Source organism: Microbulbifer sp. MI-G (assembly GCF_030440425.1).
Lineage (GTDB): Bacteria > Pseudomonadota > Gammaproteobacteria > Pseudomonadales > Cellvibrionaceae > Microbulbifer > Microbulbifer spongiae.
The window spans coordinates 2,364,103-2,385,495 of the sequence record NZ_CP098023.1 but is presented as its reverse complement, the minus strand read 5'-3'; the positions used below and the strand labels follow the sequence as shown (position 1 = coordinate 2,385,495).

Genomic DNA, 21,393 nt, shown 5'->3' with positions numbered 1-21,393 from the left:
CTTGAAGAAAACCCATTGGCGCTGGATTGTGCCTGTAGTGTTGGTGCTGGCAGCGTTGCAGGTTGCCGGTTGGATGTTGCGGGAAAAACCCAGTATAGCGCGCAGTGAGCGTCGCGTGCCACCGCCCGCTGTAGAGGTGGCAGTGGCCGAGAGCGGTCGCTTCCCGCTGACGCTCAGTGCCCTCGGCAAGGTCTCTGCAAGGGAGCTGGCAGAAGTACAGCCACAGGTACAGGGAGCGGTGGAATGGCTGGATTATGGCCTGGGACCGGGGTCTATTTTACCCAAAGGCCAGGTATTGCTGCGCATAGAGGCGGAGCCCTACCAATTGGCATTGCAGACTGCACGCAGCAGTCTCGCCGAGCGCCGTGCCGAACTGCAGCAGGAGCAGGGCCAGCAACAGGTGGCACTGGAAGAATATGCCCTGCTAGGTACCTCGCTGCCGGAGTCGGATCGCGCTCTGGTGCTGCGCGAGCCGCAACTGGCGCAAGCACAGGCGCGGGTGCAGGCGGCGGAAGTGAGCGTGGGGCTGGCGGAGCGTGACCTGCGCCTCACCCGTATTCGTGCACCATTCGATGCACTGGTGGTGACGCGGGCGGTCGATGTCGGTGACCGCGTGGCGCCGGGGAATATTCTCTATAGTCTCGCCAGTGCCGATCGCTTTCAGATTGCGGTGGAAGTGCCGGCGGCACAGCTGCACAGATTAACCACGGCCACTAATGAGGTGCGTATCTATGGCAGTCAGTGGCCCCAGGGCGTCTTCCGGCGCGGTGAATTTGTGCGCACAATTCCGGTTTTGGAAGAGCAGGGCAGGCTTGCCAGTGTGCTGGTGGAATTGGAGGACCCCCTGTCTGTGCGCAATCCGGGCCAGCCACAGCTGCTGCTGAATGATCTTGCCCGAGTGGAGATTGTTTCCCAAAGTGAAGAACAGAGCGTCCGAATCCCCCTTACTGCCCTGCAGGATGGCAACAGGGTGTGGGTGGTCAAAGACAACCGCACAAGGGTACTGCCGGTAGAGGTGGCCTATACAGATGGGGACTACGCGCTGTTGGAACAGGGCCTGAACGGCGGTGAGACGCTGGTAACCACGCGGCTGGTTAACGTAATCGAGGACATGCCGGTGCGCATTGCTGCTGAGGTCAGGGCACAGCAGCCCCTCGGAACAGAGGCGGCAGTATCCGCACGGAAGGTTGCGGAAAAGCGTGTGCGCAGCAGCGGAAGCGGGGGCGCCGATGACTGAGTTCAAAAAGAGTGGCCGGGAGGTTGATACCCGTTCCGGTGCCATTGCCTGGATGGCGCGCAACTCTGTAACAGCCAACCTGTTGATGTTGGTCTTTCTTGTTGGCGGGCTGATTTTTTCCATTGTGGTGAAAAAAGAGGTTTTCCCGGAGTTCAGCCTGGATATTGTCAGCATTGCCATTTCCTATCCCGGCGCCAGTCCGGGGGAGGTTGAGCGGGGCGTGCTGGTGGCTGCCGAGCAGGCGGTGCAGGGTATCGTGGGTATCAAGCAGATGCGCGGTATGGCCTCCGAGGGTGGGGCTTCGCTGACTCTGGAGCTGCAGGGCGATGCCGACGCCAACCAGGTTTACCAGGATGTCCAGCAGGCGATTGATCGGGTGACGACCTTCCCTGCAGATATTGAGCGGCCCCGGGTGAGCCTGGCAGAGCGAAAACGCGATGTAATGGATCTGGTGGTGCATGGCGACCTCAATGACCGGAGCCTGCGCACTGTGGCCATGCTGGTGTTCGATCGACTGGAGGCACACCCCGAGATTACCCAGGTGGAAACTTCCGGGGTGCGGGATCTGGAGGTGTCGATCGCAGTGCGTCGGGACGACTTGCGCCGCTACGGGCTCACACTGGCGGAGGTGGCGGCGCTGGTGCGCAACGGGGCGGTGGATGTGCCGGCAGGTGGGGTTAAATCCACAGCCGGTGAAATACTGGTCAGGGTCACCGAGCGGCGGGATTGGGCGCGGGAATTTGGCGATATTGTGGTGGCCCAGGGCAGGGAGGGAGGCGCTGTGTATCTTCGCGATATTGCCAGGGTCAGCGATGCACTGGTGGATGAAGCGCGCAGCATGGTTTTTAACGGTGAGCCGGCGGTGAGTATCCGGATTTTTCGTGTGGGCGAGCAGACCCCCATGAGCGTGAGCGAGGCGGCGCGGGCGGTGATTGCGGAACTGGAGGACAGGCTGCCACCGGGTGTGTCCTTGAGTATTCGCGACGACGACGCGGAATTGTTCAAGGAGCGACTGTCGCTGCTGCTGAAAAACGGCTTTATCGGGCTTTTACTGGTGTTTGTCGTGCTGGGGGCATTTCTGGAGCTGCGCCTTGCGTTTTGGGTCACACTGGGCATTCCCACCAGCTTTCTCGGTGCCCTGCTGTTCCTGCCGGGGCTCGATATCTCCGTGAATATGGTGAGCATGTTCGCCTTTATTATCGCCCTCGGTATTGTGGTGGACGATGCGATTATCGCGGGGGAAAATATTCATGAGTGGCGCCAGAAGGGTTATAGCAACCTGCAGGCGGCGGTGGCCGGCGCGCGGCAGGTGGCGGTGCCTCTGACCTTCGCCATCCTCACGAATATTGTGGCTTTTATCCCCCTGATGGCACTGCCCGGATTTATGGGCAAGATTTTTGGGGTGATTCCCTTTGTGGTGGGTTTTGTATTCGTGATCTCCTGGGTGGAGGCACTGTTCATCCTCCCGGCACACCTGGCCCACTCCCGCCGCCGGTACAAAAGTCGCAGGGCGCGTCGTTTCGCCGCGCGCCAGAAAGTGCTGGCGCAGGGGTTGGACCGCTTTGTGCGGGTACACTTTCGCCCTTTCCTCGACCTCTGTGTGCGCCATCGTTACACCACCATTGCGGTGGCGCTGTCCACTCTGCTGGTCGTAGCGGGGTATGCTGCCAGCGGTCGTATGGGCTTCACACTGATGCCGCGGGTGGAACGGGATTCCGGTCGCTTCCAGGTGACCTTTCCCAGCGGCACCGCCGAACAGCAGCTGGAAAAAGCGCGCAGCCAGATTATGGATGCTGCCGACCGGGTGCTGGAGGGTTACGACCGCGACCGGGTATTTCTCGGTATTCGTGGGCTGATCCGCAACGATTCGGTACAGGTGGACGCCTACTTTGTGCCCTCGGACCAACGCACGTTTTCCACCGGCGCGTTCGTGCGCGCATGGCGGCAGGAGGCGGGCCCAATAGCGGGGGCGCTCAGTGCAATCACCGCTGCAGACCGGGGCGGTCCCGGAGCGGGCGCCTCTCTCACCGTGGAGCTGCGGCATACCGATACCGATATGCTGGAGCGCGCGGCTATGCACCTGGGTAAAGAACTGGAGAAGTTCCCCAATGTCAGCGACATTGATGTCGGTATCTCCCAGGGCAAGTCGCAATTGGATCTGACATTGACAGAGCGTGCCAAGAGCCTGGGTATGTCGGCGGAGGATATTGGCCGCCAGTTGCGCGCGGCCCTGTACGGCGCCGAAGCCCTGCGGCAGCAGCGCGGCCGCGACCAGGTCAAAGTAATGGTGCGCCTGCCGGAAAGCGAACGGATCAGTATGGAGGATGTATCCAGCATCATGATCCGTGCCGGCAATGGTCTGTGGCTGCCATTGCCGGATCTGGTGGAGGTGTCGCAGGGGCGCGCCTATGCCACCATCAATCGCCGCGAGGGCCGGCGGGTGTTAACGGTTTCCGCCAATGTGGAACCCAGTGACCAGGCGGCGCTGGTGATCAATGCATTGGATCGCAATGTGATTGCGCAGATGCAAATGGAATTTCCCGGTCTGAGTATTTCCTACGAAGGGCGCCAGGCGGACGAGCGAGAGGGGCTCGCCTCCCTGAGTCTGACATTCCTACTGGCGATGGCGGTCCTCTATCTGTTGCTGGCCATTCCCCTGAAGAGCTACCTGCAGCCATTGATTGTCATGGTTGCCATCCCCTTCGGCGTGATTGGAGCCATACTGGGCCATCTTGTTATGGGCTATGGGCTGAGCATGGTCAGCCTGCTGGGTATGGTGGCGTTGGCTGGGGTAGTGATCAACGATACCTTGGTGATGATTGAGTACAGCAACCGCCTGCACAGGGAGGGGGCCGGAATAGACAGTGCCATCAAGCGCGCCGCCGCGCGCCGTTTCCGCCCGATTGTGCTCACTACAGTGACCACTTTCTGCGGACTGATGCCAATGATTTTTGAAACCTCGGTGCAGGCACGTTTTATGATTCCTATGGCGATTTCCCTTGGCTACGGTATTTTGGCGGCCACTGCCATCTCCCTGTTGCTGGTTCCCTGTCTGTACCTGATGTTCGCCAAGGATATTCCCCGGATTTTCGACCGCCTGAAAAATGGTCTTCAGCTGTTGGGGCGGCAACTGGCTGGCATACGATAAACAGCGCTGTGCCACGTCAGTCTCTGCGCAACTCGTCTTTGATGGCGATGGGATTGGGGAAGTTCATTACCACGATATAGGATGACACCAGGAAGGTCAGTATCGCAGTGGCCTGGATCAGATGGGAGGCAGCGCTGCCGATCAGGTTCCGGTCACACGCGAGCAGGGCGATTAACAGGGAAAACTCGCTGATCTGCCCGAGGCGAAAGCCAATATCCCAGGCCAGTACTTTCTGTTCGCTCTGATTGCCCAGCAGGTAGCGGAACACCACTGGTTTGGCCAGTAGAACCACCGCTGTGGTGACCAGTGCCGCAACCAGTATCTCCGGCAGCATTGCCAGGTCAAACTGGGCACCGAGGCTGAAGAAAAACAGGATGAGAAAGAAATCCCGCAGGGGTTTCAGACTCAGGGCAATGTACTGGGAGATACGGCTGGCAGCCAGGGTAATGCCGGCGATAAAAGCCCCGATCTCACGCGACAGGCCCAGGGTTTCCGCCAGTTCCGCCATGCCCATGCACCAACCGATGGCCAGTAAAAAAACATACTCGTGAAAGCGATCGAAACGGGTAAACAGGGGCAACAGCAGGTATTTCACCACTCCCCAGGCAAGCATCACTATCAGAGGCAGTGAGCCGTAGGACAGAGCCAGTTGTCCCAGGTGCATATTGCCGATATTGTCGCTGAGCAGGATTGTCAGGCAAAGGATGGCCACGAAGTCCTGAAACAGCAGCAATCCCACCATCAGTTCTCCCAGGTGTTTGTGGTGCAACACAGTAGTGGGCAGCAGTTTGATGCCAATAATGGTGCTGGAGAACATCAGGGCCATACCGATGACCCAGCACTCCAAAGGGGTAAAGCCGAATAGCCAGCCGATGCCAAAACCGAGGGCGAGAAAGATCGTACAACTCACCAGCCCCACAAACGTGGCCTTGCGCAGTACCGATACCAGTGCCTGGGGCTGCATATCCAGGCCGAGTAAAAACAGCAGGAATATAATCCCGACACTGGACATGTCTGAAAGCAGCTGCAGGTTATCGATCACCGCCAGGCCCGATGGCCCCAGCAGAATACCTAGGGCGATGTAGGCAACAAGCAGGGGCTGGCGGCCAAATAATGCCAGAGAGGCGACAATCGCAGCGCCGCTGAAAATCAGGAAAAAGGATTGAAATAAGGCGCTTTCCGCCACAGGTCATCCCTAATTGGTGGGCGAGAATCCCTCATTATCCACGGACAGGCGAACCGCCGGAAGACCTTGTCACCGCTCTCTGTGCGGGAATCACTCCTGCTTATCCGAAGGAATAGGCAATTCTGTCGTGCTCTTGATCTGCTCCAGGGCAAAGTTGGAAATAATGTCGCTGATACCCACGCGGCGAATCAACCCTTTGTAAAAACGATCATAAGCGGCAATATCATTGACCACCACCCTGAGCAGGTAATCATAATTGCCAGCCATGCGGTAACAGTCCACCACCTCCGGCAATTGGGCTACATGCTCGGCGAAGGCGTCCGCCCATTCCGGGGTATGCTGACCGGTTTTCACCTGGGCAAATACCGATACCGGCAGCCCCAACATCTCCGCATTGAGCAGGGCCACCTTGCGGCGGATGATCCCGCTTTTTTCCAGCTTCTGCACTCGGCGCCAACAGGGCGTCTTGGTGAGCCCCACACGCTCTGCCAGCTCCTCTATGGAAAGACTGACGTCAGATTGCAGAATAGCAAGCAGTTGTCTATCAATCGCGTCAAGTGAGGACATAATGCTACGGTGCTCCCAAAAACCACGGGGCCCTGAGTCCTTGCGCGCATTGTCACACCGTCACTGGCTTGCCGCCCCTGCGGTAGTTGTGTGTTGCGGTGGTAGAGAGGACGATCGCTGCTTGAAGGGCGTTGGCCTCTTACTCCATCACGTTTTGTAACGATAGGCTCAGGCCAACTGTGCTGGTAGTGGAATTTTCCCGGATTGCAATGTTTCCAAGGGTATTTGGCAGGGTGGTGACGGGCGGGGCACTACAAGGCCGATTGACCGGCAAGGCAGGAGCTGACCGGTGCCGCGATGCGGTGGGACGCCCGGCACCGGCTGCTGTTTAGGCTGCGCTTTTCGGTGGAAAGCGGGGTTCGAACAGGCCCAGTTCAATGGCTTCGTGCACCTTGGCCATCAGGTCAATTTCAGTGAGATCCTGCAGCTGTTGTAGATTGTTCAACACATAGTAAATGGGTTGAACAATATCGATACGATAGGGTGTGCGCAAGGCGCTCAGAGGAGAGAAATCAAAGTGCTCCGGCTCACTGCTCAGGGCGTATAGGGTTTCCCTGGGAGAGGACAAAATGCCACCGCCGTAGATACGCAGCCCATCCTCGCTTTTGAGCAGGCCGAATTCAACCGTAAACCAGTAAAGGCGGGCCAGGTAAGCGCGCTCCTTGGGTGAGGCACTGAGGCCCAACTGGCCATATTTTTCAGTGAAATTGGCAAAGGCCGGGTTGGTTAGCATGGCGCAATGGCCAAAGATTTCGTGGAAGATATCCGGTTCCTGCAAGTAGTCAAATTCCTCCGGAGTGCGTATAAAGGTGGCTACCGGGAATTTGCGCTCGGCCAGCAGGCCAAAAAATGTCTCAAAACCAATCAGCGCGGGTACTCTTGCGACTTCCCAGCCGGTTTCCCGGCGCAGCACGCGGGATATTTCCTCCAGTTGCGGGATGCGTTCACGGGGCAGGTCCAGAAGTGCCAGTCCGCGCATATATTCATCGCAGGCACGGCCGGGAAGAACGTCCAATTGGCGTTCGATCAGACGCTGCCAGGTGTGATGTTCCCGGTCTGTGTAGTCAATAAAGCCCTGAGCGTTGGGCTCGCGTGCTGTGTACTTGCTGCTCTTCGGTGCTGTTGCTTTTTTCATGCCGTTGTCTCCCGCAGGCCATTCTCCAGTAAAAGGGTCTAACAGCCTGTCACTAAACCGTTGTTGTTATACCTATCCCTATTTTTAGTCAGTTGATCGCCCGGAGGGGAGGGCTGTGAACGCCCTATTGCACTGCCTGGGGTGATCTATTTACACTTCTTGTAAAGATTTCTTTACGGGAGCTTTGGTGAGAGTCGAGATAACTTGTGCGAACAGAGTGGGTATCCTCCATGAAATCATGGAAATCTTCGGTGAATATCGTATAAATGTCACTTCCGGGGAACTTGGAGGAGACAGTGGTGACAAGGTCTATCTATTGGCGCCGGGCATGCTCTCGACCCAGTATCAGAGCATAGAGCGCTCCCTCTACCGGGTACCGGGTGTCCAGCGGGTGCGGCGCATCACACTTTTGCCCCTGGAGCGGCGCTACTTTGAACTGGATACCTTGTTGCGACACGTGACCGATCCAATCCTCAGTGTGGACCGGGAGGGGAGGGTAGTTGCCGCCAATCTCGCTGCGGCACGGGTTTTTGGAGTCAGTCTGGACCGGGTGCCGGGAATGCAACTGCAGCGCTTTCTACCGTTGATGCAGGTGGCGGAGTTGTTGCGGGATTTTTCCGTACCCCGCTACGGCTTACAGGCAGTGGTGCGCGGACAGAATTTTTACCTCAATTGGTCTCCTATTGCCCTGGGAGAGAATCCCTCTGGAGTGGATTCCATGGCGGGCGCGGTATTGCGCTTGCAGGCCCGAGAAAAGAGCGCATTTATCCCCCAGCCACTCCGCGCAATGGCGCTCTGGGATTTTGACCTGCGCAGACAGAGCTGTTTACAGTTGCGGGATCTGGCGGCATTGACCGCACCGCTGCTGATTGCGGGGGAGCGCGGCACTGGTAAAAGTACTTTTGCCAGTGCGGTGCATTATTTGTCTCCCTCGGCTGCCCGCGCGGGCTGTATTCGTATTGTGCCCTGTGAAGGGCGCTTTGTGCTTCCAACCCACCTGCACGCTACGGGGACCTTGATACTGGAGGATGTGCATCACCTCAGTCAGAAAGCCCAGATCGGGCTGCGGCGGCAGTTACGGGAATTGCCGGCAGGTGTTCGCCTGGTGGCTACATGTGGCGACGTACACACACTGGCGCCAGCACTGGCGCAGGTGTTTTCATCCCTGGCCATAACACTGCCGCCTCTACGCAAGATGCGCCCGGCACTTGAACGCTTTGCTACAACGCTTTTGCGGCAGGAGTACCCAGAATTAGATGCGCTGGATCTGGATGAATCGGTACAGGATCTGATCAGGCGGCACGACTGGCCAGAGAACTTTCATGGTCTGCGCGATTATCTAATGGCTGCGGCTGCCCACTGTCGAAGGCGCGGTACCTGTCGCATTGACAGACAGGATGTGCCTGAATTGATTCCACAGACTCTGTTGCCCTGGCGAAATTGGGGCCGGGGGCTCACATACAGGGAAATAATGGAGCAGTTGGAGCGGGCGGTGCTTGGCGATCTGGCTGCCAGTCGTCTCTCTACCAGAGAACTGGCAAAGGAACTCGGGATTTCTCACACCACGGTTGCTAACAAGTTGCGCAAATACGGCTTGTCAATGCAGAAAAAGTAAAGGGACTGCTCAACGGGCGATGTGCCCAAGCAGCATATCCCTGAACATCACAAAATCGCCCAGAAGGCTGTAGAATGGGTATTTGAAGGTGGCGGGCCGGTTGTGTTCAAAGAAAAAGTGTCCGATCCAGGCAAAACCGTATCCCGCAATGGGGGTTGCTGCCAACCACAGCAGATTGAAGGTGACAGTTGCCAACAATACAGAGGCAATAACCAGGCCAGTGCCCACAAAGTGCAGACGCCGACAGGTCAGATTGCGGTGCTCCTGTAGGTAGAAAGGATAAAAGTCGCGAAAGGATTGGAATTTTTCGGCTTCCAGAGCATTCATGCTACACCTCCTTTTGTTTTCGCCCCAGTGTACGGCGATTGCCGCAGCTTTCCAAGCTGGGCGCTGTCGTGGGTTATCTGCTAGGCTGCCGCATAATTTTTCCTGGGATTGCCCCTGAAACCAGTAAAAGAGGAAGTTATGGCAGGTCCGCTCGCGCATTTAAAAGTCCTTGATCTCAGTCGTATTCTCGCAGGCCCCTGGGCCGGCCAGGTATTCGCCGATTTTGGTGCAGAAGTGATCAAAGTGGAGCGACCGGAGCGCGGCGATGATACCCGCCATTGGGGTCCTCCCTACCTGAAAGATAAGGTGGGTAATGAGACCCCCGATGCGGCTTATTACCTCAGTGCCAACCGCGGCAAGAAATCTGTTACCGTGGATATCACCACTGAGGCGGGCCAGGATTTGATCAGGCAGATGGCAGCGCACTGTGACATAGTGCTGGAAAACTTTAAGGTGGGTGGCCTGCAAAAATATGGCCTGGATTACGCGTCTATCAAGGCGCTTAATCCCGCTGTGATCTATTGCTCTATCACCGGATTTGGCCAGACTGGTCCCTATAAAAACCATGCCGGTTATGATGCCATGATCCAGGGTATGGGGGGTCTTATGAGTATCACCGGCGCAGCGGAGGGCCAGCCCGGCGCCGGACCGCAAAAAGTGGGGGTTGCCGTCGCCGATTTGATGACGGGTATGTACGCCGTATCCGCAGTCCTCGCAGCAGAGGTGTATCGTCAGCGTACCGGGCTGGGACAGCATATCGATCTGGCACTGCTAGACACCCAAGTGGCCTGGCTCGCCAACCAGGCACAGAACTACCTGACCTCTGGTAAAAATCCTGAGCGACAGGGCACTGGCCACCCCAATATTGTGCCCTATCAGGCGGTGCCGTCCAGAGATGGCTATTTTATGCTGGCAGTGGGAAATGATGACCAGTTCAAACGCTTCTGCGATATCGCTGGAATAGCAGATATCGCCGATAACCCAGCTTATGCTACTAATGCAGCGCGCGTTATCGCCCGCGCCCAACTGATCCCGCAAATCGAAGAGGCGACTCGCCAGCAGGATTCAGCCTGGTGGTTGGAGCAATTAAGCGACGCCCATGTTCCCTGTGGGCCAATTAACACTCTGGATGAGGTGTTTGCCGATCCCCAGGTGCAAGTGCGCGAGATGGTAATTGAGCAGGACCACCCCAGAGCGGGCAAGGTTAAAACGGTACGTAACCCGGTGATTTTTTCCGAAACGGCCCTGGACTACCGACAGGCCCCACCGGTGCTGGGAGAGCATACAGAAGAAGTTTTACGAGAATTACTGGGTAAGAGTGCCGAGCAGATTGCCAAGTTGCGCGAAAACGGGATTCTATAATTGTTTTGTGTGTAGATAGTTTTGATAACTGGGTTCACAGGCAAGCGCGGGATAGACCGCATTTAGAGTGTAAATTGAGGCGGTGATACTCACTCATTTCAATGAACAAACTGGGTAGAATATGATGCAGCTGGATCATTTCAATATCGCCGCACCCATGGAAATACTCATTCGCGTGCGGGACTTTTATAAAGCAGTTCTTGGCCTTGCTGAGGGCAACCGCCCTCACTTCGCTCGCAGAGGCTTCTGGCTCTATGGGAATGGCAGGCCCATCGTACATCTGATTGAAGGGGATACCAAGGAGCAGCCGGTAGCCCCTTACCTGGATCATATTGCCTTTCATACCGATGATCTGCAGCCTATAAAGGAACGCTTGGGATCTCTCGGTATTGACTGCGAGCAGATGCTGGTTCCTGGAGGGAGGATTGAACAACTGATCTTTTATGACCCTGTGGGCATTAAAGTTGAAGTGAATGCGAGCCATTAACCGCCTTATTCTGTAGTGGTCAACTATTTCCGGACAGTAAGTTAAGTTTTTCTTCCGCCTTTGCGGGAGGCACACCATCGTTATGCTGATGTGGACGTTCCCAGTTGTAGTAAGTCATCAGATAGTAGCTGACATCTCGCCTCGCTGCAGCGATTGAAGCGTAGCCGAGAGACGGCACCCACTTGCTTCATAGAACACCTCTATCTCAGGTGGCGACTTTACCATCTAAATTGGTGTCCGGGTTTAGTAGACCACTACAGTCCTGTTGGGCATTTATGGCTGGATGATTCCTCGGTGCTGCTGGATAAGATACTTGCTTCTTGAAAGTGGCTCACTTTATTTTGTGCGAGGCATTCTTCAACAGGGCTATGGATGCAGGCATATGGGCCGATGTGCGATCTATAGGTTGTACAGCCCCAGGCACTGCCTGCAGTTTGGGTTGTAGGGTGTCAAAGGAAGGCGCGCAAGAGACTGGCACTGTTATAATGCTCCCCCGGTAGGAGTATGATCGATAGTTGTTCTGCATCAAAAATTGTTAACTGATTGATTTTGTTGTTATTTTATGGACAGAGTAGAAGAGTTGCAGCCCCTGACTGAACAGGCCTTGGGGCTGGTGGAGAAGGCCGACGATCTGGCCGTATTAGATCAGGTGCGTATTGATTATCTGGGCAAGAAGGGTCTACTGACGGCCCTTCTGAAGGGGCTGGGCAAGCTGTCTGTGGGTGAGCGCCCGGCAGCGGGAGCCAAAATCAACGAAGCTAAACGCCTGGTACAGGAAAAAATTAACCTGCGCCGTACTGTGCTGGAACAAGAGGCAATTGATGCGAAGCTGGCATTGGAGACCATTGATGTTACCTTGCCAGGGCGTGGCGAAGAGCAGGGTCATTGCCATCCAATTACCCGAACCTTACAGCGGGTAGAAGCGTTTTTCATGAGTATCGGTTTCTCCGTTGAAACCGGCCCAGAGATAGAACAGGACTACTATAACTTCGAAGCGCTGAATATTCCGGCGCACCACCCGGCGCGGGCGATGCATGATACCTTCTACATAGATCCGGCAACTGTGCTGAGAACTCACACCTCCTCTGTGCAGATTCGTACCATGGAGAAGAAATCTCCACCACTTCGCATTATCTGTCCGGGACGTGTGTATCGTTGCGACTCAGATGTCACGCACTCCCCGATGTTTCATCAAGTGGAAGGTTTGGTTATTGGAGAAAATATCAGCTTCGCCCACCTGAAAGGCTGTATCGACCAGTTTCTGCGTGCCTTCTTTGAAGCAGAAGTCCCTGTGCGCTTCCGCCCGTCTTACTTCCCCTTTACTGAACCCTCTGCTGAGGCAGATATTCAGTGTACTGCTTGTGGTGGGGAGGGCTGTCGTGTGTGCTCCGGTAGTGGCTGGCTGGAAATACTCGGTTGCGGCATGGTGCATCCAAATGTTTTCGCCGCCTGTGATATCGACAGCGAGCGATACTCTGGTTTTGCTTTTGGTATTGGCATTGAGCGTCTCGCCATGCTGCGTTATGGCGTCAATGATCTGCGCTTATTTTTTGATAATGACCTGCGCTTCTTAAAACAATTCTAACTGAGCACATGAGAGCGAGTGGCGTGGGGCTGCTCGTATTGATATGCGAATCCAAATTACCATTGCTTTTGCTGCAGATTTTGCGCTTTTAGCCAATTGCGTATAAAGCTGTACTGTTGGAATACAGAAATAGAGATGAACTATGAAATTCAGTAACTCCTGGCTGCGGGAATGGGTAAATCCCGAGCTGACTACTCAGGATCTGGCTGATCAAATCACCATGGCTGGTTTGGAAGTGGAAGGCGTTGAAAAAGTTGCGGGCGATTTCTCTGGCGTGGTTATTGGTGAGATTGTTGCCTGTGAGCAGCACCCGGATGCAGACAAGCTGAGAGTGTGTAAAGTGGCGGGCGATCCCAATGGGGAGATGCAGGTGGTGTGCGGTGCTGCAAATGCCCGCATCGGCATCAAGGTACCCTTCGCTCTGGTAGGTGCGAAACTGCCGGGTGGTATTGAGATCAAGAGGGCCAAACTGCGCGGCGTGGAGAGCTTCGGCATGCTCTGTGCGCAGGTGGAACTGGAGCTTGGAGAAGGCAGTGACGGTATTTGGGAGTTGCCGGAAATGGCACCTACCGGTACCGACTTGCGGGAATACCTGCAACTTGACGATGAAACGATAGAGGTAGACCTGACACCCAACCGCTCTGACTGTCTCAGTGTAGCTGGTATTGCTCGCGAAGTTGGGGTGCTAAACCGCAGCGCAGTACAGGGACCGGAAATTCGCCCTGTATCCCAGCAGAATGACGAAAGCCTACCGGTATCCCTGCTGGCTGAGGCCGCCTGCCCGCGCTATGTGGGCCGGGTGATCCGCAATGTTGATATCAAGGCTCAAACTCCAATTTGGATGCAGGAACGCCTGCGCCGCAGCGGCCTGCGGAGTATTGATCCAGTGGTTGATGTCACTAACTATGTCCTGCTGGAGCTTGGCCAACCGATGCACGCCTTTGACCGGGAGAAGCTTTCCGGTGGGATTAAAGTGCGTTTGGCGGAGCCTGATGAAGTACTTACCTTGCTCGATAGCCAGAAGGTCGAATTGCAAGAAGGCACCCTTCTGATCGCAGATGAGGAAAAGCCCCTGGCAATAGCCGGTATTATGGGTGGTCTGGATTCTTCGGTAACCCGAGACACCCAGCACCTCTTTCTTGAGAGTGCCTTCTTTAATCCGGTTGCTATTGCCGGAAAAGCACGCTCATATGGATTACATACGGATTCCTCTCACCGCTTCGAACGCGGTGTTGACTATCGCTTACAGGAAAAGGCTATCGAGCGGGCTACCCGGTTGCTGGTGGATATTGTTGGTGGTGAGCCGGGTCCGGTACATGTGCGCGAGTTGAGTGAAACCATGCCCTCCGAACGCCACATTACCCTGCGGCGAACACGGGTTCAGGATGGCCTGGGTTTTACCCTGACTGATAATGAAATCGTCGATATCCTCACCCGCCTGGGCCTGGAAAAAATCGACGAAAATGAAGAGGGGTGGACTTTTCTCGCCCCGAGCTTTCGATTTGACCTCGCGATTGAGGCAGATTTGCTCGAAGAACTGGCCCGTGTGTATGGCTACAACCGAATTCCCAGCGAAAGTGTTACTGCCGAGTTGGAAATCGCCCCGCGCCCCGAGAGCAAAACTGTTCAGCGTGAATTGGAGCAGATCCTACTGGCTCGTGGCTACTTCGAGGCGATTACCTTCAGTTTTATCGACAGCGACAGTGCCGCATTGTTTGATCCATTAGCAGAGCCGGTTGCGCTGCAAAACCCGATCAGTGCAGAGCTGGCTGTTATGCGTACAACCTTGCTGCCGGGGTTGTGCAAGGTATTGCAGTACAATCTAAATCGCCAGCAGAGTCGTGCGCGTTTGTTTGAGACAGGCTTGCGCTTTGTGCCCGGCCCCCAACTGCGCCAAGAACAAATGTTGGCCGGTTTGACCTATGGGAGCCGTCTCACGGAAAATTGGACGGGAAACAGGGATGCTGTGGACTTCTACGACGTCAAAGCTGATGTTGAGGCTTTGCTGGCCCATACTGGCGCAGCTGAAGAGTTTCACTTTGAGACCGCTAAGCACCCGGCACTACATCCCGGGCAAACCGCCAAGATTATGCGCGGAAATGGCGAAGTGGGGGTAATTGGTGCCCTGCATCCTCAGGTACAAAAGAAGCTAGCGCTTCGAAAGCCCGCCTTTGTGTTCGAGCTCAGTCTTGAAGCCATGGGTAAAGGGCGAGTGCCTCTTTTCAGCCCCTTGTCCAAGTTCCCGGAAGTGCGCCGAGATCTTGCCCTTCTGATCGATGCGGATGTACCCGCCGACAGCTTGGTGAAAACCACTGTAGCAGCGGCTGACGAAACCTTGATCGACCTCAAAATATTTGATGTCTATCAGGGTAAAGGCATTGATTTAAATAGAAAAAGTGTTGCATTGGGCTTGACCTTTCAGCATTCGTCACGCACCCTTAATGACGAAGAAATCAATGCCGCTATAGAGGCGGTAGTCAGAAAACTGGAAGAAATGTATAACGCTAGCTTGCGCTAATGGAGCATGATGCTCTTTGGTGAAAGCTGAATTGCACCCTGAGAGCGTCTGCTATCGGGTTGAAAGCTGCTGAAATTTGGTCTGCTTGCGATCTGAAGTCGACGCCTCTGAATCAATTGGTGGGATCCAATGACAGAGGCACTGACCAAGGCCGGGCTTGCCGAGAGACTGTACGAAGAGCTGGGCTTTAACAAGCGCGAAGCGAAAGAGGTTGTGGAATACTTCTTCGAGGAAATCCGCAATGCGCTGGAAAGTAATGAACAGGTAAAACTCTCGGGCTTTGGCAACTTTGACTTGCGCGACAAAAGTCAGCGCCCCGGCCGTAATCCAAAGACCGGTGAGGAAATCCCCATCTCTGCCCGTAGAGTCGTTACTTTCAAACCGGGCCAAAAGCTCAAGGCGCGAGTAGAAGAATATGCTGGAAGCGAGTGATGGAGCCGAATTGCCAGCGATTCCCGGTAAGCGCTATTTCACTATCGGAGAAGTCAGTGAACTCTGTGCCGTCAAACCCCATGTTCTGCGTTACTGGGAGCAGGAGTTCCCTCACTTGAAACCCGTCAAACGCCGAGGTAATCGCCGTTACTACCAGCACCAAGACGTTATTATGATACGCCAGATTCGTGCGCTTTTGTATGAAGAGGGCTATACCATCGGTGGGGCTCGCCAGCAGATTGAGGTTGGCAGTGAGAAGGCGGAAGTCGCCCAGCTTCAGCAAGTGATGACTGAAGTCATTGCGGAACTGAAAAGCGTTCTGACCCTTCTAAAATAATTGAAAGTAATACTCCAATCCGGGCTTGCAATCCCCTGCCACTCCTGTATGATTTGCGCCTTGCTAGGCCACTATTTCTTTTAAAATCAACTAGTTAGAGAGAAGTATAGCATTGAAAAGTTTCGGAGCGTAGCGCAGCCTGGTAGCGCACCACACTGGGGGTGTGGTGGTCGTCGGTTCAAATCCGGCCGCTCCGACCAATAACTTGTTGTTTTCAATAAATATTCTGAAATCCGCAGGCATTGAATTCAACAATGCACAAAAACCCTGCACAAAAACTCTAAAACTCCCCTCCTAGCACGTCATCACTCAGCCGGATATTCATCTGTGTGAAGGGCAGCGCTTCCTCGTCCTGGTAGTCCAGCGTAGTGCCTTTGCTCTCATGTGCCATGAGATCCTGAATCTCCTCGACCTTGTATCCTGCGACTCGATACAAGGTGGAGGCCAGGCCGCGAACTTCATGGAATGAGGGTGGGGCACCCTCATTCAACCGAGTAAACAGCCCGGTTGCATCGCGAGCTTCGGCAAACAGGTTGCTCAGGCGCCCAGGCATTATCTGGGCCATGTGTACCTTTCCCTGGTTCCAGACTCTCCGCTTTGGCCAATGGCTAACTACAAAGGGGCAGCAACGGTTTTTCAGGCTCAGCTCTCGTGCCCGGTTGATGACCTTGGCTAGTTGAGGATAGTGGGCAAGATTCCAAGCATGGCGCGCTGCTCTGGCAGATCCTTTCTGTGCGGCAGACTTACCAATGACCAGTTGCAGGGTGCGGCCCTTGAGGTTCTTGTCCCAGCGCAGATTGCATATATCCTCCCTGCGCCAGGCGGTCAACAAAGACAGCGCCATGGCAATCTGAAGCCCCTCCAGTTCCATTTCCCCGGCTTGGCGGTAAATGGCCCAGTATTCCTTCTGTGTCAGGGTATTGCGTGTCTTGTGGGGTTTTTGCTTGGGCAGCATGCGAGGGCGATCATCGGCAGTGGTAAACGGGTTGTATTTCAGTTTTGGCAAGAGATTCTGAGACATCAACCAGTTAAACAGCTTTCTAAACTCTGCATGACGAAGTTTCTGTTGGTTGAAAGTAAGCTCATCCCACCAGTTCGATATGTTTACCCAGGTAATCTGGCCAAGGCTGAACTTGTTAAACTGCTCAGCAAATTGGTTAAGGGCATATACCCGATTTTTCCAGCTTTTCTTATCACTAAGCGAAGGGTTCAAACGCTGTTGATAGGCGATATAGAGTGGGATATGGTAGGTCAGCTGCTGACGGCTGGGGCTATGTGTGATGGGAGGTACGATGATGTCCCTGATCGTATTGGCATCAGAGGCTATCTTGTTGGCATCCACCACAGAGGATGCCTGGAAAATTTTATTGGAACCATCGGCGCGTAAATAGCGGTAATAGCCTGGGCGCTTGCGGGGGTCCGGGTAAAGATTATCCACCAGCTCTACCCCATCTACCATGCGGGGTTTTTTGGGCCTGGCCATGCTCTTAGCTCAATAAATCCATTGCGGTGACTTGTTCAGCTTCACTTAGCGGGGATAAGAAATCATTTGCGGCGAAGTGGTTGGCGTCAACGTACGGTTTGCCGTCTATTACTTTACCGCGAACTGCACCATGCTCAATCCATTCGCACCACTGTTTTCGGCTGGGTGCAGACCCCTTGGCAAAAAATTCCTTGTTGGCACGGGTGTGGGTAGTCAGTTCTGTCATGTCGGCTCTCCTATCCTTTGGTTTTCAGCCAAACAAAATCCATGGCCGTCACGAGTGAGTTCTCCTGCCTGCTCCAGGGCATCGAAAATGGGTTTTACGAATCTGTTACCGCCGCGCACGGCGTTGTTGATGCGCCTCAACACGGGGCGGGTACCGAATTCACCGGCGCAAATACGGTCGGCCAGATCAATCTGTTCCTGGCTGAGATCGGCGTTTACAAGCCGTTTACCAACCGTTGACAAGCGTTTAGCTGGCGTTGAGGGCCGTTTACAAACCGTTGACAACTGTTGGGGGTGTGTTGAGGAATCTTGCTCTTCCGTTGACAACCGTTTACCTACTGTTAACAACTGTTTAGCGTCAGATGGCAACCGTTTCGGCTCCGTTGGAGACCATTTACTGACCGTTAACAAACGTGTTAACAGCCGTTTACAAGTTGTTAACGGCCGTTTACAAGCCGTTGACAACGGCTGAGCATCCGTTGACAACCGTTTACAAACCGTTGAGGCAGCGTTAAACGCTAGTAACGCCACCAGCCCTACCACATCTGTGATGATTGCCAGGGCGAGGAATCCGACGTGCTGTAATCGCACGGGGTCTATGTTGAGCGTGCTGGCCAGGCTGTTAAATGCACCATGGGTACTGGCGCCTGGTTTGGCTGTGGCAAGGCTCTTGATGATCTGGCTGCGCTGAGCTTCCAGGGCGCGCAATTGGGCAGTGGTATCAATGGCGCGCTGACGGTAACCGTTGGCGGCATCTGTGGCGATCAGACCATTCAGGCTGTTGATCTGCTCTTTAATGCTGATGAGCTGCTGTTTAAGCGCTTGGTATTCCAGGCTGCCCTGGGTACTGCGCTGCTGCTGTTCTTCGCTGTGTGTGGCGAGAAATCCAACGGTGGCCACAATGCTGATAATCACCAGTAATGGCCAGAGCGCGAGGAGGACATGGCCACTGAGCTGTCCCTGTGCGCGCAACCAAAGTCCGAGCGGTGCGAAAGAGAACTTGCACAGTTCCAGAGCAACGGCGGTAAGGCCGGCCACTATCTGGCTGCCGGTAGTGCTGGGTATAGCGATCCACAGCTGCACAGTAAAGGCGAGGCTGGTGCCGCAGAAAATGAGAGCGGCGATGCCGGTGAGGGATTGCCAGAGTCTCACTGGGTGGACTCCACCCGCTTAAATTCAATGACCCATACCCAGGGGTTGGCATCCCAGCTTCCCTCTCCGTGTATTGACTCCCAAAGAAACCTGAACGTTTCTTTGGACTGGTGCATATTAAATATTTCCTCGGATTCATCGCACGCATAGCCGAAGCCATTCCTCATTTCCCTAGTGACACCTTCACAATAGGCATCCTCTGGGCTGACTTCCCGCAAACGCTCAACTCGGATATTGGTAATTTCAAGATCAATGCGGCTGGCCCAGCGGGGCATGTGGATTGAGGGGCGCCACTTCTCCCCAACCATTGAGCAGTCTTCTCCGCACTCCTCTTCATCAAATGGGTTGTGGTTGTAGTCAGCCCTGTATGTGAGTGCATTGTGATGACTCAGGTGGTGCGTTTCCCGTACCCATAGACGATCTCCTTTATGCCCATATGGGCACATTTCCTCTGTGTCAAACCATCCACCATTTTCATCCTCAAACCCCAATGATTGCTCTTTCCCGTCAATAAATTGGGTGTCTTGAATAAAGATATCTACAGGCTTCTTTTTTGACCCAATAATGCGCCGCGTCTGAGTTTTCCTACCCTCCAGAATCGCGCGAACCATTGGCCCGTTAAATAAGATTGGGCGCTCTTTTACTATTTCGCTCATGTGCTTTTCCTCCGCTGAGCACACTCTTTATTTGGTGTCGTCCTCACACTCCACCAACTTGCCGTTGATGACTTTATAAATTGTTGCGGTGTCGGTCTCTTTATCAAAGATCTGCACCCAATCTACAAAGGGGTCTTTGGCTATTTTCTCTGCCTTTTCCTTTGCTTCCTCCTCGGTTTCGAGTGATTCTCGAAAATCTTTTATCCCGCCCATCATCAAGTTATATGCGCCGCAAAAAAGTGCGTATCTTTGCATTAGATTCTCCGGATTTTAAAAAAAGGGCCCAGTACCTGCGGCCCAAGCAGTGGGGGTACAGCTGACTGAATGCGCCAGGGGCGCGGTGGAAATTCTTTATCTCCTGTTTTTTGCGGCGGCTTCACCGGCCAGGGCAAAGTACGCTGCACCGTCTTCATAGTCGTCTGGTACAAACACCCCGCAGCTTGCACGGGACTGCTTCAGTAGCACCATAAACAGCCATCCCTGTTCTTCGGTAAGGCTGGTACCGTATAGGGCATTGAATGCGGTTATGGTTTTGGCCATGGAGCGCTCGCCATTTCCCGCATCACGTTGTTCAGCACGGTCGCGCATATGCTGAGCGGCTTTTTTCAGGAAGGCGTGGGCGCTGTTGTCTGGTGGTGAAACCGTTTCAGAGTTCATGCGAACTCGCTCTCATTGATTTGCTTTGCAAGGTGATCGAGGGTTGCGAGGTAATCCGTTGCCGCTTCCCGGCTTTTGATGAGGGCGTTTTGTATGGCCTCTGTGCGGTTTGCGCCGTGGCCCTGTGCCAGGCCTGCCCCCAGAGCACTGGAGAGGTTTATGTTCAGGCAGACGTGGTAGTTCAGGCTGCCGTCGAGCCCACGTTGGCAAGTTATCCGCCCAAGGATATTGCCCTGCAGCACAACGTTTTCTTTGCAAAGCACCGGCCTGTTGGGATTTTCCCCTGCGTCGGTGATCGGAATTGATCTAAATTCGATGCGCTTCATGCGGTGTTCCATCCCTGGTTACGTATGCGAATCGTTTTAATGGTTGGCTTGCGCTGGAAACGGGTACGGAGTTGCTCCTGGGTATCGGTGCCAACGCCGCTAATGATTGAGGCGACCAGGGTGAACTGGATCAGGCCGTGTTTAATGGCTTTAGCGACGGCATCGGTACTGTTACGGGCGTGCAATTTAAAGAAGCATTCAGTCAACAGGTTGGCGACATTGGCGATAGAGCAGTGCATAGCGGCGGCGGTTTCAGCATTGCTAAGGCCGCGAGCGCGGTGTGTCAGCGCTTCTGCCTGGCGGGGGGCCAGTTTTCTGTACTCCATTACATGGCTTCCTTTGTAAGGCTATGGGGCAGTGTTTGAGCTGGTGGTGCTCATGGCCACTTCTCATCAACGCTGTAGCTTTTCTTAACCTTCATGCTTCAACATAACTATACTTAATAGATTCACAAAATGAAACTAAAAAGGTATAGTTTTTAATAAAAAGGCGGTGATTTCCTCTGATATTAATGGGCTGCTGGCGTACGCTCCTTGGAAAGGGATCTGAGGAGAGTGTGAGGGTCTTTAGCCGGAGTGCATCTGGGGGTGGCAAAGATCGTTTGAGCTAATTTGATGTCAAATGGAGGTGTCAAATGCTAAGAATCGACAACAAATTCAAATATAAACTCATTCGTTCGTTCGATGAATCACTTTGACCGTTCGTCTGAACTAATTGAGCATGTCAGTAAAATTTGTAGAGTGGGGAGTATATTCTCTACAAAATTTACAGAGTTGATAAGAATTCATTCACTCAAAAACGCTATATAAAGAGGCAATTCTAGTTTAGTGTGATGTACTAAGTTTGACCCACAGGAGGTGTGGTTTATGGAACTGGTATGCCTAACTAAAGACAAGGAAAAGAGCCAAGAGGTATCCCGGCTCCAGAAGATAGCTGATAACGCGGTTCTATCTGTACT

Annotated in this window: 21 protein-coding genes, 1 tRNA gene and 1 pseudogene; 10 read left to right on the top strand and 13 right to left on the bottom strand. The window is 54.3% G+C overall.

All coding sequences use genetic code 11. From position 1 onward, the window contains the following. Position 1 precedes the first annotated feature (1 nt). The gene (locus M8T91_RS09960) at positions 2–1,237 is read left to right on the top strand and encodes an efflux RND transporter periplasmic adaptor subunit (protein WP_301413938.1); all 1,236 of its coding nucleotides are present in this window, start codon (positions 2–4) and stop codon (positions 1,235–1,237) included. Beyond that, positions 1,230–4,385, top strand: coding sequence for an efflux RND transporter permease subunit (locus tag M8T91_RS09955; protein WP_301413937.1), 3,156 nt, complete (start codon positions 1,230–1,232; stop codon positions 4,383–4,385). Before M8T91_RS09960 ends, M8T91_RS09955 begins: the two co-directional genes overlap by 8 nt. A gap of 16 nt (positions 4,386–4,401) precedes the next feature. Here M8T91_RS09955 and M8T91_RS09950 read toward each other — a convergent pair whose 3' ends face one another. From M8T91_RS09950 to phhA, 3 genes are all read right to left on the bottom strand, one after another. Next, on the bottom strand, positions 4,402–5,571 hold the full coding sequence (locus tag M8T91_RS09950) for a cation:proton antiporter domain-containing protein (RefSeq protein WP_301413935.1): 1,170 nt from the start codon (positions 5,569–5,571) through the stop codon (positions 4,402–4,404). A gap of 90 nt (positions 5,572–5,661) precedes the next feature. Beyond that, complete coding sequence (locus M8T91_RS09945; protein ID WP_301413934.1) at positions 5,662–6,138, bottom strand: Lrp/AsnC family transcriptional regulator; 477 nt, start codon at positions 6,136–6,138, stop codon at positions 5,662–5,664. 328 nt (positions 6,139–6,466) lie between these two features. Beyond that, complete coding sequence (gene phhA, locus M8T91_RS09940; protein WP_301413933.1) at positions 6,467–7,273, bottom strand: phenylalanine 4-monooxygenase; 807 nt, start codon at positions 7,271–7,273, stop codon at positions 6,467–6,469. 187 nt (positions 7,274–7,460) lie between these two features. Between phhA and M8T91_RS09935 the strand changes: the two genes are divergently transcribed. Further along, positions 7,461–8,888 carry a TyrR/PhhR family helix-turn-helix DNA-binding protein gene (locus M8T91_RS09935; protein WP_301413932.1) on the top strand — a complete coding sequence of 476 codons (1,428 nt, stop codon included), beginning with the start codon at positions 7,461–7,463 and terminating at the stop codon, positions 8,886–8,888. 9 nt (positions 8,889–8,897) lie between these two features. Here the strand turns inward: M8T91_RS09935 and M8T91_RS09930 are convergent, their stop codons facing one another. Beyond that, complete coding sequence (locus M8T91_RS09930) at positions 8,898–9,215, bottom strand: Mpo1-like protein (RefSeq protein WP_301413931.1); 318 nt, start codon at positions 9,213–9,215, stop codon at positions 8,898–8,900. Between the two features lie 138 nt (positions 9,216–9,353). Between M8T91_RS09930 and M8T91_RS09925 the strand changes: the two genes are divergently transcribed. Further along, on the top strand, positions 9,354–10,577 hold the full coding sequence (locus tag M8T91_RS09925; protein ID WP_301413930.1) for a CaiB/BaiF CoA transferase family protein: 1,224 nt from the start codon (positions 9,354–9,356) through the stop codon (positions 10,575–10,577). 121 nt (positions 10,578–10,698) lie between these two features. After that, entirely contained in the window at positions 10,699–11,064 is a 366-nt protein-coding gene (locus tag M8T91_RS09920) for a VOC family protein (RefSeq protein WP_301413929.1), read from the top strand. 19 nt (positions 11,065–11,083) lie between these two features. On the opposite strand, the pseudogene M8T91_RS09915 reads toward M8T91_RS09920, so the two are convergent. Continuing rightward, positions 11,084–11,251, bottom strand: a pseudogene (locus M8T91_RS09915) (IS3 family transposase); the annotation flags it as partial. 375 nt (positions 11,252–11,626) lie between these two features. On the opposite strand from M8T91_RS09915, the gene pheS reads away from it, so the two are divergent. The 5 genes from pheS (at position 11,627) to M8T91_RS09890 (ending at position 16,136) form a co-directional block, all read left to right on the top strand. After that, positions 11,627–12,649: a phenylalanine--tRNA ligase subunit alpha gene (gene pheS / locus M8T91_RS09910; RefSeq protein WP_301413927.1), complete on the top strand. Its 1,023-nt coding sequence runs from the start codon at positions 11,627–11,629 to the stop codon at positions 12,647–12,649. Between the two features lie 142 nt (positions 12,650–12,791). Beyond that, positions 12,792–15,167: a phenylalanine--tRNA ligase subunit beta gene (gene pheT / locus M8T91_RS09905; RefSeq protein ID WP_301413926.1), complete on the top strand. Its 2,376-nt coding sequence runs from the start codon at positions 12,792–12,794 to the stop codon at positions 15,165–15,167. Positions 15,168–15,296: 129 nt separating this feature from the next. Continuing rightward, complete coding sequence (ihfA, locus tag M8T91_RS09900) at positions 15,297–15,599, top strand: integration host factor subunit alpha (RefSeq protein WP_301413925.1); 303 nt, start codon at positions 15,297–15,299, stop codon at positions 15,597–15,599. Then, entirely contained in the window at positions 15,583–15,936 is a 354-nt protein-coding gene (locus M8T91_RS09895; RefSeq protein ID WP_301413923.1) for a MerR family transcriptional regulator, read from the top strand. Before ihfA ends, M8T91_RS09895 begins: the two co-directional genes overlap by 17 nt. Positions 15,937–16,059: 123 nt before the next feature. Continuing rightward, a tRNA-Pro gene (locus M8T91_RS09890) sits at positions 16,060–16,136 on the top strand. An 80-nt stretch (positions 16,137–16,216) separates the two neighbouring features. On the opposite strand, the gene M8T91_RS09885 is transcribed toward M8T91_RS09890, so the two are convergent. From M8T91_RS09885 to M8T91_RS09850, 8 genes are all read right to left on the bottom strand, one after another. Beyond that, positions 16,217–17,419 carry a tyrosine-type recombinase/integrase gene (locus tag M8T91_RS09885; RefSeq protein WP_301413922.1) on the bottom strand — a complete coding sequence of 401 codons (1,203 nt, stop codon included), beginning with the start codon at positions 17,417–17,419 and terminating at the stop codon, positions 16,217–16,219. A 4-nt stretch (positions 17,420–17,423) separates the two neighbouring features. Next, positions 17,424–17,645, bottom strand: coding sequence for an RNA-binding S4 domain-containing protein (locus tag M8T91_RS09880; protein ID WP_301413920.1), 222 nt, complete (start codon positions 17,643–17,645; stop codon positions 17,424–17,426). Beyond that, positions 17,642–18,796: a hypothetical protein gene (locus M8T91_RS09875; protein ID WP_301413919.1), complete on the bottom strand. Its 1,155-nt coding sequence runs from the start codon at positions 18,794–18,796 to the stop codon at positions 17,642–17,644. The genes M8T91_RS09880 and M8T91_RS09875 overlap by 4 nt, the downstream gene beginning before the upstream one ends. Further along, entirely contained in the window at positions 18,793–19,452 is a 660-nt protein-coding gene (locus M8T91_RS09870) for an ASCH domain-containing protein (protein ID WP_301413918.1), read from the bottom strand. Before M8T91_RS09870 ends, M8T91_RS09875 begins: the two co-directional genes overlap by 4 nt. 27 nt (positions 19,453–19,479) lie before the next feature. Then, on the bottom strand, positions 19,480–19,707 hold the full coding sequence (locus M8T91_RS09865) for a hypothetical protein (protein ID WP_301413917.1): 228 nt from the start codon (positions 19,705–19,707) through the stop codon (positions 19,480–19,482). A 96-nt stretch (positions 19,708–19,803) separates the two neighbouring features. Continuing rightward, positions 19,804–20,109, bottom strand: coding sequence for a DUF6378 domain-containing protein (locus M8T91_RS09860; RefSeq protein WP_301413916.1), 306 nt, complete (start codon positions 20,107–20,109; stop codon positions 19,804–19,806). Further along, complete coding sequence (locus tag M8T91_RS09855) at positions 20,106–20,435, bottom strand: hypothetical protein (RefSeq protein WP_301413914.1); 330 nt, start codon at positions 20,433–20,435, stop codon at positions 20,106–20,108. Before M8T91_RS09855 ends, M8T91_RS09860 begins: the two co-directional genes overlap by 4 nt. Beyond that, positions 20,432–20,761, bottom strand: coding sequence for a response regulator transcription factor (locus tag M8T91_RS09850; RefSeq protein WP_301413913.1), 330 nt, complete (start codon positions 20,759–20,761; stop codon positions 20,432–20,434). The genes M8T91_RS09855 and M8T91_RS09850 overlap by 4 nt, the downstream gene beginning before the upstream one ends. Positions 20,762–21,393 lie beyond the last annotated feature (632 nt).